At 61.1% G+C, this 12,892-nt stretch carries 11 protein-coding genes and 3 pseudogenes; 7 read left to right on the top strand and 7 right to left on the bottom strand.

The window, feature by feature from the left end:
- Nucleotides 1–193 precede the first annotated feature (193 nt).
- The 4 genes and pseudogenes from ligD to I6F24_RS34175 all read left to right on the top strand — a co-directional run.
- Nucleotides 194–1,132 carry a non-homologous end-joining DNA ligase gene (ligD, locus tag I6F24_RS34190; protein ID WP_225130645.1) on the top strand — a complete coding sequence of 313 codons (939 nt, stop codon included), beginning with the start codon at nucleotides 194–196 and terminating at the stop codon, nucleotides 1,130–1,132.
- 186 nt (nucleotides 1,133–1,318) lie between these two features.
- Nucleotides 1,319–1,465: a hypothetical protein gene (locus I6F24_RS34185; RefSeq protein WP_225130643.1), complete on the top strand. Its 147-nt coding sequence runs from the start codon at nucleotides 1,319–1,321 to the stop codon at nucleotides 1,463–1,465.
- The gene (locus I6F24_RS34180) at nucleotides 1,465–1,632 is read left to right on the top strand and encodes a hypothetical protein (protein WP_225130731.1); all 168 of its coding nucleotides are present in this window, start codon (nucleotides 1,465–1,467) and stop codon (nucleotides 1,630–1,632) included. Before I6F24_RS34185 ends, I6F24_RS34180 begins: the two co-directional genes overlap by 1 nt.
- Before the next feature lie 85 nt (nucleotides 1,633–1,717).
- Nucleotides 1,718–2,085, top strand: a pseudogene (locus tag I6F24_RS34175) (Ku protein); the annotation flags it as partial.
- On the opposite strand, the gene I6F24_RS34170 reads toward I6F24_RS34175, so the two are convergent.
- Nucleotides 2,082–3,488 carry an ATP-binding protein gene (locus I6F24_RS34170; RefSeq protein ID WP_225130641.1) on the bottom strand — a complete coding sequence of 469 codons (1,407 nt, stop codon included), beginning with the start codon at nucleotides 3,486–3,488 and terminating at the stop codon, nucleotides 2,082–2,084. The pseudogene I6F24_RS34175 and the gene I6F24_RS34170 sit on opposite strands and share 4 nt — an antisense overlap.
- A 185-nt stretch (nucleotides 3,489–3,673) precedes the next feature.
- Nucleotides 3,674–3,934 (bottom strand): annotated as a pseudogene (locus I6F24_RS34165) (hypothetical protein); the annotation flags it as partial.
- Between the two features lie 310 nt (nucleotides 3,935–4,244).
- Between I6F24_RS34165 and I6F24_RS34160 the strand changes: the two are divergent.
- Nucleotides 4,245–6,404, top strand: a complete 2,160-nt coding sequence (locus tag I6F24_RS34160; protein WP_225130638.1) for a 3'-5' exonuclease — start codon at nucleotides 4,245–4,247, stop codon at nucleotides 6,402–6,404.
- 179 nt (nucleotides 6,405–6,583) lie between these two features.
- Here the strand turns inward: I6F24_RS34160 and I6F24_RS34155 are convergent, their stop codons facing one another.
- From I6F24_RS34155 to I6F24_RS34145, 3 genes and pseudogenes are all read right to left on the bottom strand, one after another.
- Nucleotides 6,584–7,117, bottom strand: a complete 534-nt coding sequence (locus tag I6F24_RS34155; protein ID WP_345944135.1) for an SOS response-associated peptidase family protein — start codon at nucleotides 7,115–7,117, stop codon at nucleotides 6,584–6,586.
- 27 nt (nucleotides 7,118–7,144) lie between these two features.
- A pseudogene (locus I6F24_RS34150) lies at nucleotides 7,145–7,294 on the bottom strand (DUF3606 domain-containing protein); the annotation flags it as partial.
- Between the two features lie 239 nt (nucleotides 7,295–7,533).
- Nucleotides 7,534–7,878, bottom strand: a complete 345-nt coding sequence (locus I6F24_RS34145) for a hypothetical protein (protein ID WP_225130636.1) — start codon at nucleotides 7,876–7,878, stop codon at nucleotides 7,534–7,536.
- A gap of 198 nt (nucleotides 7,879–8,076) precedes the next feature.
- Here I6F24_RS34145 and I6F24_RS34140 point away from each other — a divergent pair, with 198 nt between their 5' ends.
- On the top strand, nucleotides 8,077–8,364 hold the full coding sequence (locus I6F24_RS34140) for a hypothetical protein (protein ID WP_225130634.1): 288 nt from the start codon (nucleotides 8,077–8,079) through the stop codon (nucleotides 8,362–8,364).
- Between the two features lie 176 nt (nucleotides 8,365–8,540).
- Nucleotides 8,541–9,746 (top strand): hypothetical protein, encoded by a 1,206-nt coding sequence (locus tag I6F24_RS34135; protein ID WP_225148629.1) that lies wholly within the window; start codon nucleotides 8,541–8,543, stop codon nucleotides 9,744–9,746.
- A 252-nt stretch (nucleotides 9,747–9,998) separates the two neighbouring features.
- On the opposite strand, the gene I6F24_RS34130 is transcribed toward I6F24_RS34135, so the two are convergent.
- Together I6F24_RS34130 and pimD are read right to left on the bottom strand one after the other, a co-directional pair.
- A complete protein-coding gene (locus tag I6F24_RS34130) occupies nucleotides 9,999–10,751 on the bottom strand; it encodes a DUF4011 domain-containing protein (RefSeq protein WP_225130630.1) in 753 nt (250 codons plus the stop codon).
- A gap of 936 nt (nucleotides 10,752–11,687) precedes the next feature.
- On the bottom strand, nucleotides 11,688–12,821 hold the full coding sequence (gene pimD, locus I6F24_RS34125) for a pimeloyl-CoA dehydrogenase small subunit (protein WP_225130628.1): 1,134 nt from the start codon (nucleotides 12,819–12,821) through the stop codon (nucleotides 11,688–11,690).
- Nucleotides 12,822–12,892 lie beyond the last annotated feature (71 nt).

Raw genomic sequence — 12,892 nt, 5'->3', positions numbered from 1 at the left:
GTGGGGGGAGGTCCGCGGGCTCAAATAGGAACCTGTGCGCGGCGTTTGGACCGGTTCTCGGGGCAACGCGATGGCCTTGGTGCGCTTCGGAACACGTCACAGCCTCCGAAGTTGGAGGACTCGTTGAGTAAGGTAGGTAGACCGCCCGCCGTCGGCCCAAACCCGGCGGTGGGTTTTTTATGAGTTGTGTAGCGTGGCGAAGCGTACCAAGAAGCCGGCCAGAGAGCCGCAAGCCTCTCGGATGCCGGGGTTCATCTTTCTCCAGCTTGCGGCCCTAAAGCTGAAGGCACCTTCGGGCTCTAGGTGGATTCACGAAATCAAATACGATGGCTACCGTATTCAGCTCCGCATCGACGGGGAGGATCGCCGTGCCTACACGCGCAACGGCCACAACTGGATCAGCAAGTTTTCGAGGATAGCCGGCGCCTTCGACATCGAAGGACAGGCGATCGTAGACGGCGAGGTCGTGGTCATTCACGACGAGCGCACGAACTTCTCCGAGCTGCAGGCAGATCTAGGCAGAGGCGACCAGGACCGGCTGATCTACTTCGCCTTCGATCTGCTGTGGCAGGACGGCAGAGATCTGCGCAAGGAGCCGCAGATCGAGCGGAAGAGGCTGCTCAAGCAGTTGATGGAGGAGCATAAGCTCAATGAGCCCATCCTTTACAGCGAGCATCACGAAGGAGATGGGCAGGCGCTCTTCTCGGCCGCCGGCAAGTTGAATTACGAAGGCATCGTTTCCAAGCGCGTGGACGCGCCCTATCGGTCGGAGCGGGTGGAGGCCTGGCAGAAGATCAAGGTCGTTCAGAAGGGCAAATTCCCTGTGGTCGGCTTCATCAAGGACCCCTCCGGCGTGGCCGCCCTCTATTTGGGCAAGAAGGAAGGCAAGGACTTGGTCTACATGGGCAAGGTCGGCACGGGATGGAGCCGGACCACGTCAGCGCAGATCCGGAAGGCGCTCGATACCGTGGTAAGCCCGAAGCAGAAGCTGACGAAGACCATCAGAAAGCCAAAGGCCACCTGGGTCGAACCCAAGTTCTACGCCGACATCGAATATCGGGACATCACCTCCGAAGGCCTGCTTCGCGCCAGCTCGTTCAAGGGTCTGAGCAAAGGAACGCACCGTTCATAGCTGCGTTTGCCTCCGAGTACGTGGAGTACCGGTCATGGATCCGGAGGAGCGGGTGCCGAGGGCGGTGGCGGAGGCTCAGGCGTCCTGGCTCGCCATATCGAGCCTGGCCCCCGGAGATTGCGAGCAAACCATCGATCGGCTGCTGGGCGTGCCCGATGACGAATGCAGGCCGTCGAGGAATCGAAAATGGAAAAGCCCACCGCGGAACAGCTCGCCGAGCTGAAGAGGCTCAGCGCGATAGCGAGAGCACCTGATGAATCGGAGATCGTGACCTCGAAGGAGGAGGCTGAAACACGAATCCGCGACCTGAAGTACAAGGCCAGGATGGAATGATGCCCGACAAGCCGATGAATGGCGTGGAGCCCGAGCGTTCGGAAGACGATATCCAGCGCGAAGAGCTGGGCCCGCGCGGTGTCCCCGGAATAGAAAGCCCCGCGAGGATGGCGCCTCAGCGGGAGAAGAAGACGCCGAAGGATGTCGATCCCGGACATACCGCATGAACCCGATGGACACCTTCGATCCCGAAATGCCGTGTCGCATGCACGACGGGCTCAACGACCAGATGGTCGAATGGAAGCCTCAATGATCACCAAGGACATGCTCGATCTCGCCCGGCACATCGTCGAACAGAAGTCGGGCAGCTTCGAGCCGGACAAGTTCGAAGACCAGTACGAAACGGCGCTGGTCGAACTCATCAACCAGAAGCGGGCTGGCAAACCGATCGTTCCGAGGACCGGCCGAAGGGCGAGAACGTCGTGGACCTAATGGAGGCGCTGCGGCGGCGCGTCGGCGGCGCTGCGGCCCAGGGCAAGGCTCCGCAGAAGCCAGCCAAGAAGTCGAAGAAGGCCGCCGCGGGTCAGAAGGAGATGCTGATGCCGATCCCCGGCAAGAAACCGGCCAAGGAGGCAGTCGCGAAGCGCGCGCCGGCGGGGGCACGGCGGAAATCGGCCTAGGTCTGCTCCTTCATGTAGAGCAACTCATCGACCCGGCATGCGGCCCGGTAGATGGCTCCCCGACGATTGCTGCTCCGCGGGTCCGATTCCTGAGCCCGGTCCAGGCAGTCGATCAGGATCTTCCGGATCTCCTCCAGATCCTTCGTGTTCGTCGTAGCGGGCAGAGCTTGGACCGCTCCGGCAAAGACGACGTCCTCGTCGACGTCGGTCGGCGCGGTGATCTCGCCTCGGACCAGTTTGGTACGCAGGGCTTCGGCCTTCCCGCTGGATTGTCGGAAAGCCGCGTCCTTGCCCGCGAGCCTGTCGACGAGCGCGTCCCGCGACGACGGGTAGGTCGCGACCTGCTTTCGCAGATCCTCGGCGATCTGCTCGGCCGTCGACTGCGTCTGGTCGATGTAGAACCACACCGGAAACCACTTGCGCTGGGCGTGGGCTTTGAAGAGGATATACTGCATCGGCTCTGCGACCTTCTCGTTCCGCAGGAAATTGCGGACCACCGCGTCGGGCGTCACGTTTTCGCGGATGATTCTCGTTCTCTCCCGTTCGACTTCCGAAATCGGCTCGACGTCGCCGATCAGTCTCAACGCCGGCGCGCCTTTCATTTCGTTGAATTCGCCTTCGCGGACGAACTGGATGCTCGGGAGCAGGGACTTGTCGATGAGAAATTTGCCGCTGGTGCCGGCGAACTCGCCGGAGTCGAGATCAATCGTCGCCTCCTTGCCGACCGCGACGCGATTCATGCGGGCGCTGAACTCCGCGACCGCCCGCTGTTCGCGCGCGGCGATGATCTGCCTGAGCTCTCCGGGTTTGATCAGGCGGGTCTCTCCGACGTACCGGAAATAGATTCCTCCCTCTTTGACGTCCTGACCGACGTTCTTGATGGCGATGACGGGGCCATGATCGTGCTTTTCCACGTACAGCGCGCCCACCTGCTTTCCGCCGAGCTCGATGAGGCCCTTCGTGACGTGCGGGACGAGATCGAGGGCGCCCGCGAGGATCCTGTTGACGAGCGAGATGCCCGATTTCGTGAAGGCGTCGTCCGCAAGTCCCTCCGCTACGAAGGTGGCATCCGCCACACCGAACAGTAGGTAGCCCCCCTTGTTGTTGGCCAGCCCTGCGATTGCGCGGAGAGCCTTCGAGAAGCGATCCTCCGGTCGCAGCCGGAAGCCCGCCTTGCATTCGGTACGGTCGGTCTCGCCGCCGGCCAGCCGCCACGTACCGGTTTCGCGGACGAACATTGAGCGGAGGATGCGCATAGCGACCGGAGACGGCGCAGGGAGCGGCTTGATCTCCGCATCTTGTCGGGCCGACAGGAAGACCTCGAGTTCTTCCGGAACGGCCTCCTCGACGGAAGCCCCGTACACCCCCTTCTTGATCTGCGTAATGCGTCCGGAGCTGATCAACCGGTCGGGCTTGTTGAATTGGTAATGGATGACGTCGTTCCCCCGCCCCGGTCGCCGTGCAGCACGGCCTTGAGGCGGTGCCGCACTCGCAAATTACGTTCGACCGTTGTTGCTATCGGAGGATGTCGGGGCGGCGCAAGGGCGCACATGTCCGGCTGGAAGGCGGGGCCGACGCTAAGCGCCGAATCTGGCGGGCACTCGGGACACGTGTCGCCGATCGAATCCAGGACGTCACGAATCTCCTCAACGGCATCGTCCGCAGAGACCCCGGTTGGCGGATCCTGCGTGGCCACTACGAAGGCCCGTTCGCGCGCGTGCGGATCGGCGCGGTCTTTGACCCAGCCATGCTCCTCGCATTCGTTGATGGCGCCGGCTTCCTGCAGGACGCCCATCGCCCAGCCTCTCAACGTCCGGATCGCCCGCGGTCTTTCCTTCGTCATCAGCATCGAGATCGCTCCTGCCGGGACGAATCCTCATGACCGCCGGCGCGTTCCCGGCGGATAACACGGGACAGGGATTCGAAATCGGGAGAGCTCCGGTTGTCCACCTGTTCCGACCTGCGCGGTCGACGCGTGCCCACACTTGAGCAGACAAACGAGACGTTGGCCTCCGAAGAATTTTGACGCCATCCATCTGCGCCTCCTCGTGCGAAATCCCGGCTCCCAATCCGTCGGGGAGTGGGAGAAGGGGTATTGACTTTCGTTGATGTCTTCGAACAAAAGTAGAACAACCGAATCCCGATGCCTGAAGGTCCGCGTGGCCAAGCTCCCGGTATTGCCCGTCTACTATTACCTCGACCATTTCGTTGAGATGCTGGCGTTCGTCCAGAAGACCTACGGTCCGATACTCGCCGCCGAGCATCTTGCCTTCGTCGCACGCTTCGGAGGTCATTCCAAAGATGCCCAGTGCCTGTTGGTCGGGATGGTCAACCGCCGTGGCGCGATCTTCGACCGGTCGCTGTTCAGCTATCCTGAGATAAAGGACGTCGATCAGGCCGCCGCGGAGCTGATGGCGGCCGGCCACGCTCGCGCGCTCGGGGAAGCCGACTACGCGGCGTTCATCGCCTGCTTGCCGAAGGAGGTCCTGATGACCGGCGCGCAAGCGGCCGGGCGCGGAGACGTGCGCAAGTCTTGGTCGAAGCCGAAATTCATCGACTACTATCTCGAGCGGATACCCTACTCCGTGGCCGCGCAGCATTGCGGCGCCCACAAATTCATCGCTCTCGACGGCACGAGGCCGATCGAGTTTCTGCTCTATCTCTACTTCGGCAAGACCGAGGTGGACCTCAAGAACTTTGCTTTGCGCTACCTCGGGATCCTCCGGACCAACCAGGAAACTGCGTTCAGCGCGCGCTTCACGGACGGCGACGAGGCTTTGGCATCGTTCCACTACAGCCAGATCCTCGATCGGTTGGATGCGAAGTCCGAGTCCGTCCATCGCCGGGCCGCGATCGACGTTCTTGCCGGCCCGACTTGCGGCGGCGAATACGCCGCCGAGCTCCGCAGCCGGGCGGCGCATCAGACGGGACTATTCTTCGAGAAGGCCGGCGAAAAGGACCTCACCCGCCAGCTCTATCGCGCAGGTTCGTCGCCCGAATGCAACGAGCGTCTGGCGCGCCTGCTTTACGGCCAAGGCGAACGCGCCGAAGCCGAAGAGCTTCTGCAGCGGATGATCGACGATCCCGCGAGCGATGGCGAACACCTCTTCGCCACGGATTTCTACGCGCGCAAGTTCGGCGGCCGGCGCACGGGCCTGCACACCGAACTGCTGCGGGCCGGGCGCGTCATCACTGTCGACGACACGCACCGCGGCAACCCCGAAGCGGGCGTCGCCGGCGTCCTGCGGCGCGAGGGCGCCAAGGTCTTCCACGCCGAGAACGGGCTCTGGCACTCGTTGTTCGGTCTTCTGTTCTGGGACGAGCTCTTCGAGCGCTCGCAGCTTCCCAGCGGCTTCGACTGGCTGCCGCAGTGCCTGAAGGACCGCAGCTTCCGTCGGTTGTTCGCGCCGTCGATCGACGAGAAGCTCGAAGCCATCGGCTCGCGACGGGCGCTACCGTCGCTGCTGCGCACCGTTGCGCAGCGCTGGGGACGAGCGAACGGCATCTTCGCCTGGGACCACGTCCAGGTCGAGGCGCTTCGCGCGCTGCTCGATGGTGCCGATCCCGCCGGCGTCGCGAAGATCGTCGGCGCGATGTGCGAGGACTTCCGCGGCATGAGGGATGGTTTTCCCGACCTCTTGGTGGTGCGCGGCGGCAACGTCTCGTTCATGGAGATCAAGACGGAAGGCGACGCCATCCGCCGCAATCAGCTGACCCGTCTCCGCCAACTTGGTGCGGCCGGCATCGTCGCCGAGATCGGGCGCGTCGATTATCGCTTCGATCCCGAGCAGGACTACGTAGTGGTGGACATCGAGACCACCGGCGCTTGGTCGAGCGGGGACCGCATCACCGAGATCGGCGCGGTCAAGGTCCGCAATCACCAGGTCGTGGACGAGTGGCACAGCCTGGTCAATCCGCAGCGCCCCATCCCGGCCAAGATCGTTCAACTGACCGGTATCACGAACGAGATGGTGCGCGGCGCTCCGCTGTTCGTCGAGTTGGCCGACAGCTTCATGAACTTCATGGGCGACGGAATCTTCGTGGCCCACAACGTGAACTTCGACTACGGCTTCATCGCCTACGAATTCGAGCGACTGGAGCGGCGTTTCCGCTTCCCGAAGCTGTGCACGTGCACCGGGATGCGCCGCCGCTTTCCGGGCCTCAAGTCCTACGGACTCGGAAGCTTGTGTGAAATCTACGGGATCGAGCTCGACAATCATCATAGGGCGCTCTGCGACGCGCGGGCCTCCGTTCACCTGCTCAATCTGATCAACCGAAAGCGCGAAGAGGAAGAGGCGCCGGACGCAGTGGCTGCCTAGCGGAGGCGCGGCTTCCGAATTTCTGCTGCGGATCCGGCTGTCCACCTGCAAGCTCGCGACGCGCATTCGACGTCGCCGCACGAGAGCCGGATCCGATGCCGCCGAGCGCACTCGGCGCAAATCCTCATTGCGGTCGATGATTTCGGACGTTGGTCGAGGAGACCGACCTGCGCAGGACGCTACGGCGGCGCGATATCCTCCTTCTGGCCGGTCGCCACGATCTTCAACGCACCGTCGGGCAGCGGGCGCTGCAGCGCCTTTGCTTCCTCCCACGGCGCCCGCATCCAGACCTCGCACTCCTCCGTCGTCGTCAGGATCACCGGCATCGCCTTCGGATGCACGCGCTTCACTTCCTCGTTCGGTTCGGTCGTCAGGAACGCGTAGATGTCGGCTGTGACCTCGCCCTCCTTGGCCTTCTGGACGCTGGTCCAGTTCGTCCACAGACCGGCGAATGCGAGCAGCGGCCGGCTTTCGTCCGGAGCGAACCAGACCGGCGTCCTTTTGCCGTCGATGGTATCGTACTCGCTGAACGAGGTGAAGGGGACCAGGCAGCGGTGCTCCGTACCCAGCCAACGCTTCCAGTGCGCGCTGCCGACGTTGCGGATGTTGGTGGTCCCGGAATCCGGCTCAATTCCTTGAAGTCGACGATCTTTCCCTTGGCCTGCAGCTTTTCGGCGCGCTTCTTGGTCGCGTCCATCCGCACCATTGCGCACGATCGGAGCCGGATAGTCGGGGAAGATGTTGCCGACCTTCTTGACCGCCTTCTTCACCGCCGAGGCCGAGCGGCCGGTCTTCTTTGCTTCTTATCGCACTTCGTAAGCCTGTCCCTTGGCCACGCGGGCCCGATCCTGTTTGCGTCCACGCCCGGTCCTCTTCTTCGCTGCGGCCATCGGCTGCTCCCTTTACCAATCCAATGGTGGAGCAACGTTGAAGGGGTTCGCGCGGTTCCGGAGCGGTCCAAAGAACGACGAAGCGGCCGCAGAAAAGTGAGCGGATACCCGTCTGCTTCACTGTCGAGGATATCGCGGAAGGAATACGTCAAGTCCGCGAAAAACGGTCGATGGCCGCTGGGATGCCCTTGCTGGAAGCCCATCCGTCGAGCCGCAGACCGTCCCAAGCAACGACGCCTTCATCCCATTTCACGCCGAACTCGCGATAGATCGGAGCCACAGAAGGATTTGAACAGTGGTCGCCCGCGAATTACGGCGCTGAGCTGATCCCGATGCTGTTGCGTGTCGTTGACACCAGGCAGAAGCAGATAACTCACATGAACTTTGCCGAACTCCTGTTCCGCGTAGCGGGTCATTTCAGCTAGTAGCTCGTTGAGCGGGTAATAGCGAGCAATCGGGATTACCTGCCGACGCGTTGCGTCATCGGGGCCATGCAAGGATACGTAAAGCCGGTCTTTACGGCGATCTCTCCGCATACGGCTGATCTGTCGGTTAGAGGAATGGCGCAAGCTATTTTCCTTCATGGGCATCGATCCATTGCAATGGCGTCATCGAGACGCAAGAAGAGAGGATCGCCTTTCGCGACGGACTTCCGCCCTGCGTCGTCGACCACTTCTTCGTTCCTCTGCCGATCCACACCAATGGTGCGAATGGGCCGCCGAGCGCTTTCGCGGCAAGCTCTAAGCGCGCAGATACGCACGAAAGTTCGCTTCGGGAGTGACATGACGGCATTCGACAAATCCAAGTTCACCTGGGATGGCATGTATCTCGAGTACGAGGGACGCTTCGTGGCCAGGTTCAAGTACGTGCGATCGAACGCGGCGGGATTCAGGAGGTTCCTGATCAAGAATTTCACCGTCGAGGAGTACTTCGCGCGACGCGACCGAGACGAGCAACATATCTTGGAATCCAAGGGGTACGTCCCAGGTCATATCCGGAAATGGCTCATCGAGGCCGGGCTCCCTCCCACTCCCGAAGGCAGGGCTGAATTTTCTCGACGTCAGCGTTGAAGCCCGCGAGGCCAGGCGGGCAGACGATTGGATCGGGACCACTGTCGAAGCAGGCCCGCCCCGCGAATGCGCGTGGACTTCTTGATCGCGGTTGGACGCAGTTCGCGCGTTCGCCGCAGATTGCGGTAGACGAGTGATCCTGACATCATACATCTCCCAGTGGAAAGGACGACGGCATGGCGGGGCAGGAGCGAAATTGGGGTTCTCTACAGGCAGTCGAGGACCTAATTGGCTGCCACTTCGACGTTGATGAAGCTGAAAAACTTTCTGGAGCTCCAGACGACCAACTGAGCGATTTCCTCGCCAGATTCGCTCCTGCTTGGTACGATTGGCTGGAGAGTGACGGTATCGCGGCGAGGGCGATTGCGGACAAGCCACTCTACTTGCCGTCTGGCGCGGACCAGTTTGGCGAGGAAGGTCCGCTCCTGATGTCCAGTGCCTCATATAAGCGAGCGGCACTTTGTTTCAGTTCAATCGCCGTTCCCGATCTACTTGCCGCTGCGATGCACCCGTCCGTAGAGACTGGACAGCTGATTGGTTCTTTCTCGCTCGAAGAAGCCCGGACCGGCTTTCGCGCCGGCTTGATGAGACTGGCTGAGATAGCCCCTCTAGTCCGCGCTGGCGCCTTCGCTGTCGTGCCACATGGCTTCGGAGGATTGCACCCTATCTTGCAGGCGCACGCTCGCGAAGAGCTGAAGAACGTGTCTAGCGAAGATACGGAATTTTGGGCCAAGCTTGTTCGAGATGCCAACCCGGGGGCTCCGGAGGACAGCATAAACTTCGGAATCCGGTTCCTATCCGATGAAGTTGCGCTTGCCTTAGCCTGGGTCGCGACAACCGGCGCTTGGCCGATCACTACCGCGCCTCATGTTTTTGAGCGTATCGAAAAGGGTTTGGCTCAAACGGCGGACAAGGGAAAGAGCATGGGCATTGAAGTAGCCCGCGCGATCACTACGTTCCAACTGCTCGATGCCAGCGGTGTCGACTGGGAGCTACTATCAAAAATCCGGGCTGACGATCATCGCTTCGCCGATTTTCGCGCGAATTTGGACCTTGCTATCGTGCAAGCATCTAAAAATGCAGGTCAAAGTCCGCAACTCTTTGCGGCTTTCCTGAAAGATCTCCTGCAGGATTCTGCCGACGAGTGCAGCAAGGCAGGCGGGTTTTCTTCGTCATGGGACGGAATGTGGGGTCCGACCTTCGCATCGCTCAGTATAGCCACGATGTTCGCTATCGTCTGCGATTTAACGGTGCCCGGCGGGCCTTGGATGACGAGGTTGCGGCCCTTCATCGCATCGATGACGGCGCTGTGCTGCGAAGCGTCCGCATCGTGGATCAGGAAAGGCGCCGCCGCTTCTATATGCGGATCGTCGATCAGATAGTCGGTAGGTTCACTCGGGATGAGAGCGCCGTCGCCTTCGAAGCCCTTTTCTGCCCCCTGCAGGATCGATCCGACGAGGGGATGCGCAGCAGGATCGACTTGCCAGTTCGCAGGATTCAGGTCGGCGTATACTGCGAACCGACCGAAGGCGAAATGACCCGGGACGAGCCATCGGCGTATCTGCCATCGTCCGAGATCCTTGATGGCCTCCTGGACCAGGTCGAAATATGCTTCGATAGAGGCCAATCCTTCGTCATCGCTGCCTTCGAAGGACGGCAATTTCCGGTGGAACTCCGTCTCCAGAAGCTTCTGCAAACTGAGATTTGACTCGGCGGAAGATTCGGTGGCCGACAAATGGAAAGAATTTCGGCCGTACGCCTTCTTCACGTCGAGTGCGACGGGCAACAGAAGCAAAGCGCGAACGCCTTCTTGTCGCAGTTGTCGGATTCGTACCATCCAAAAAGCCGAACGACAGGAACAGGGTCGAAAGTTCCATTTCCTGTTCCGATAATCGTGCATCAGCGGCGATCTTCTCCAGCACGCGCTCGAGTTCGTCCGGAAATTTCAAGGTCTGTAGGGCGGCGTCGCTATGCGATGGCTTCGACTTGACGCGTCCGAGCTCCGGATTCGGATCGATGTTCGACCGGCGGGCGTGTTCTGCACGGTTGATTTCGGCCTTCTTGGGCCGAGGCGGCAATTCGAATTCGTCGCGGATGTGATCGCGAAGCTCGCGCTCGAGCTTTCCCAAGGAGAACTCGTCATCGCGCCCGGAGCTTTCCAGAGCCTGAAGCTTCGTCAGATACTCCAGGTTCGAGACTTTCGCATGCTCGAGCGCGGCGATGAACTCCTCCGTCTTCTCCTCCGGCGGAATATCTTCGGGCTCTTCCAGAGGGTCGATTCTCAAGGAGGCATCTTCGCCGGCGAGCTTCCTGTAGACCTCCTCCATCACCTCGTCGACGATCTGAAGATGTCGCTTGGATCTCGCACCGAGGCTGTAATTCAGCATTCAGTTCTTTTTGGACAGATCCAGAAGCTTCAGCCTGAGGCGATCGTACACCCCAGCCAACCGGAGCTCCTCGTTCGGCTCGTCGAGAACGGTCAACGAATTTCCCCCCGAAAAGTCGACCATTACCAAGAAGAATCCTCTACGGACAACCGCTTCGTGCACATCATAAGGTCTACAACATCCCCAGCAGATCTCTCTATGTCGGCCTATCCGTTTTTTGCGCCGCCGACATCTCTGAATTGCCGGTCTTAGGTTTCTTAGTCGGTGTTGTAACGCCCATCGCGAGGCGGGATAAGAAGAGCAGCGTTATTCCGAGCTTCGACTAGCGGGGGTAATTTCTGCTGGCTGGATTACCCCCCCGGATGGCATACTTAAGGGGATCACGGTGCTCCACCGTAGTGCTCCACCGCAAAAAGTTCGGCGGCTCGGGAAGCACCTGATTTTGAAGGACTTTTTCGCTACTGAAAATCGGTGGCGGAGAGAGTGGGATTCTACACCAAGCTAAAGACCATCACGAAACGGTGGCCAATAGGGATTCGCTCTGGCTGAGAGGACGGTGGCGAAAGCGAATCCCGCAATCTTCGCAGCTGTGGAAGCGAGTCCCGGAGATCGCAATGCAGTGTCCGACCGGTGGACCAGATCGCATCTATACGACCTTTTCGCATATCCTCGCTTTTTCCGCCTGTTCTTGCAGTACAAAACCCACTTATGCCGCGGCTTGAGCAGCTAACGAGGGCGCCCTTGCTGGTGCAGTCGAACAAGGTGGTTTCCATTTTTGTCGACCTGATTGGGTGCGCTTGCTCCGTCATCGCCAGGAGCGTAGCGACGAACCATCCGGCTGTCTCTCGCCGAAAGGGTCTGGGTTGGTTCGCTTTGCCAGGAACGAGAAGACTGGCCCCGCGCTTGCGAGATCCAGGATGACGGCTGTGTATTAAATTAAGCTATCCCCATCACGCGAGACTGGTGATAGTCGACATCGCCAAACGAGTTCTCGATCATGGTGAGGCGCTTGAAGTAGTGGCCGATCTTCGCCTCCATGGTCATGCCGATGCCGCCGTGGAGCTGAATCGACTGCTGACCGACGAATTTCAGCGACTTGCCGATCTGCGCCTTGGCCGCGGCGATGGCATTGCTGCGCTCCCTGGCGTTCTCGAAATCACCAGCCATGGTCGCGAACATCGACATCGAGCGCGCCTGCTCGGCCGCGACGAACATGTCGGAGGCGCGGTGCTGGAGCGACTGGAACGAGCCGATCGCGACGCCGAACTGCTTTCGGGTCTTGATGTACTCGACCGTGGTCTTGAGCGACTCGTCCATCAGCCCGACCGCCTCGGCGCAGAGCGCGACGCGGGCCTCGTCGACCACGCGCTCGACCAGCGCGAGGGAATCCTCGGGATTGCCGAGCACCGCATCCGGGCCGACCTCGACGCCGGTGAAGGTGATGTCGGCGGCGTGCAGGCCGTCCTGGGTCGGATAGCCCTTCGTGCCGACGCCCTTGGCGTTGGCCGGCACCAGGAACACGCCGATGCCGCCATGATCGCGGCGGTCGCCCTTGGTGCGGGCGGTCACTACAAGCGTGTCCGCGTTCTCGCCGTTGAGCACGACGAATTTCTCACCGTCGATGACCCAGCCGTCGCCCTTCTTCTTCGCGGTCGTGGTGACGTCGAACAGATCGTAGCGCGAATTCTTCTCGAGCTGGGCGAACGCCAGCGTCTTGCTGCCGTCGATGATGCCGGGCAGGTGTGCCGCCTTCTGAGCGTCGGTGCCGGCATGGCGCAGGAAGCCGCCGCCAATCACGACCGTTGCCAGATACGGCTCGAGCACCAGCGCCTTGCCGAGCGCCTCCATCACGATCATGGTCTCGACGCCGCCACCACCGAAGCCGCCATCGGCCTCGCTGAACGGCAGGCCGAGCAGGCCCTGCTCGGCGAGCTTGAGCCAGACCGCCTTGCTCCAGCCGCCCTTCTCCTTCATATACTTCTTGCGCTGCTCGAAATCGTAGGAATCGGTCAGCAGGCCGTCGATGCTTTCCTTGAGAAGCCGCTGCTCCTCGTTCAGGTCAAAATCCATGTTTCTCAACTCTCCCGGTATCTGATTTCGTCATGCCCGGCCTTGTGCCGGGTATCCACGTTCTTCGTGCC

It is taken from the genome of Bradyrhizobium sp. BRP23, from assembly GCF_020194135.1.
Lineage (GTDB): Bacteria > Pseudomonadota > Alphaproteobacteria > Rhizobiales > Xanthobacteraceae > Bradyrhizobium > Bradyrhizobium yuanmingense.
Note: the sequence above shows the minus strand (reverse complement) of the source record. Positions and strands in the feature narration are given on the sequence as shown.

Coding starts and splice junctions, on each gene's coding strand:
- I6F24_RS34135 (WP_225148629.1), top strand. CDS start 8,541: ATGGCGGGGCAGGAGCGAAATTGGGGTTCTCTACAGGCAGTCGAGGAC.
- I6F24_RS34180 (WP_225130731.1), top strand. CDS start 1,465: ATGCCCGACAAGCCGATGAATGGCGTGGAGCCCGAGCGTTCGGAAGAC.
- I6F24_RS34140 (WP_225130634.1), top strand. CDS start 8,077: ATGACGGCATTCGACAAATCCAAGTTCACCTGGGATGGCATGTATCTC.
- I6F24_RS34145 (WP_225130636.1), bottom strand. CDS start 7,878: ATGAAGGAAAATAGCTTGCGCCATTCCTCTAACCGACAGATCAGCCGT.
- pimD (WP_225130628.1), bottom strand. CDS start 12,821: ATGGATTTTGACCTGAACGAGGAGCAGCGGCTTCTCAAGGAAAGCATC.
- I6F24_RS34185 (WP_225130643.1), top strand. CDS start 1,319: ATGGAAAAGCCCACCGCGGAACAGCTCGCCGAGCTGAAGAGGCTCAGC.
- I6F24_RS34130 (WP_225130630.1), bottom strand. CDS start 10,751: ATGCTGAATTACAGCCTCGGTGCGAGATCCAAGCGACATCTTCAGATC.